Genomic DNA, 1,617 nt, shown 5'->3' on the forward strand with positions numbered 1-1,617 from the left:
AGATGCCCAGCTGGGTTTCCGGCAGGCCGATGCGGGTGGAGGCGTCATTGGACGCCACGCGGTAGCGGCAGGCCAGCGCCAGCTCGGTGCCGCCGCCCAGGCAATGGCCGTGGATCGCGGCGACAGTCGGGCAGGGCAGCTCGGCCAGCTTCTGGTAGACGTTCTGGCCACGACGGATGGCGTCGTTGACCGTACCGCGGCGGTCGAACTCCTGGAATTCCTTCAGGTCGGCGCCGGCGATGAACCCGGCCGGCTTGGTCGAGCGCACCACCACACCCTTGGGTGGATCGATGGCCAGGCGTTCGACGATATCGCCCAGTTCCAGCAGCACGTCCTGCGACATGGCGTTGACCGGACTGTCCTTGCGGTCGAGGCTGAGCACGGCGATGCCGTCTTCGCGCAGTTCGGTGTGCCAATGATTGAAGCGGAGCCCATCGAAGCCTGAAAGCATGGGACGTTCCATCCGGTTGTGTATGGAGAAGATCGCTATGATCCAGAGGTTGTTTCCCCGGCGTCAAATCCCAATGCTTGGGTATGTGATGCGCTCGCGCCGTCTGGCACTCCTGTACACGCTATCCGAACGGGAGTTAAAAGCCGGTGCGCCCCCTTCCGGCGAGGGGACTGAACTTTTACCGCGAGCAGCGGTCTCATTGCCCGACGTCGGTTGGGCTGACAGGAGTGCGGCCCGTTATGGCCGAGGTTGAAACACCGCAGGAGCTGGATCTGGAACTGGTCCGGCGTGTGCAGCGCGGCGAGAGTGCGGCATTCGATGTACTGGTGCGCAAGTACCAGCATCGGGTCATCGCGCTGATCGGGCGTTACATCGCCGACTGGAGTGAATGTCAGGACGTGGCCCAGGACACTTTCGTGCGCGCCTATCGCGCCATCGGGAATTTCCGCGGCGACGCCCAGTTCTACACCTGGCTGCACCGGATCGCGGTAAACACGGCGAAGAACTATCTGGCCGCGCACAACCGGCGACCGCCGACGGACGACATCGACATCGGGGATGCCGAACAGTTCGACAGTGGGACCCGCTTGCGCGATACCGATACGCCCGAACGCGAACTGATGCGGCAGGAGCTGGAACAGACCGTGATGAAGGCGGTTGATGCGTTGCCCGAAGAGCTGCGCTCGGCCATTACGTTGCGAGAGGTGGAAGGTATGAGTTACGAGGAAATCGCGCAGAAGATGGGATGTCCGATCGGTACGGTGCGTTCGCGGATCTTCCGTGCGCGCGAGGCCATCGATGCCCAGCTGCGTCCTTTGCTGGATACCGCCAGCGCCACCCGTGAGCGGAGTCGCGCATGAACCCCGACAACCGTATTCCCGAGCTGATGGACACCCCTGTCGACAAATTCCACGCCCACTACCGGCAGCAGCTGTCGGCGCTGGTGGATGGCGAGTTGGCGCCCGACGAGGCGCGCTTCATGCTGCGCCGGATCGAGCATGACGATGAACTTTCCGGCTGCCAGGAGCGCTGGCAGCTGCTGGGGGATGCGCTGCGTGGCCAGGCCTGTGCGCCGGCTCCGGGCGATTTTGGCCTCAAGGTTCGTCAGGCGATCGCGGCCGACATCGGTCAGTACGGCCCGGTCAGCATGGCGCCGCGGCAGACCG

3 protein-coding genes are annotated in these 1,617 nt (G+C 64.1%); 2 read left to right on the forward strand and 1 reads right to left on the reverse strand.

Features of this window, described 5'->3' with window-relative positions; genetic code table 11:
• Positions 1 to 451 (reverse strand): enoyl-CoA hydratase/isomerase family protein (locus JCM9942_RS15470; RefSeq protein ID WP_172675157.1); only part of this gene is annotated, 451 nt, incomplete at its 3' end.
• A gap of 239 nt (positions 452 to 690) precedes the next feature.
• Here JCM9942_RS15470 and rpoE point away from each other — a divergent pair.
• Entirely contained in the window at positions 691 to 1,311 is a 621-nt protein-coding gene (rpoE, locus tag JCM9942_RS15475) for an RNA polymerase sigma factor RpoE (RefSeq protein WP_054660742.1), read from the forward strand.
• Between the two features lie 26 nt (positions 1,312 to 1,337).
• Positions 1,338 to 1,617, forward strand: a 280-nt coding sequence (locus JCM9942_RS15480) for a sigma-E factor negative regulatory protein (protein ID WP_425478363.1), incomplete at its 3' end; no start/stop codon positions are given.

Source organism: Stenotrophomonas pictorum JCM 9942 (genome assembly GCF_001310775.1).
In the GTDB taxonomy this organism is placed as follows: Bacteria; Pseudomonadota; Gammaproteobacteria; order Xanthomonadales; family Xanthomonadaceae; genus Stenotrophomonas; species Stenotrophomonas pictorum.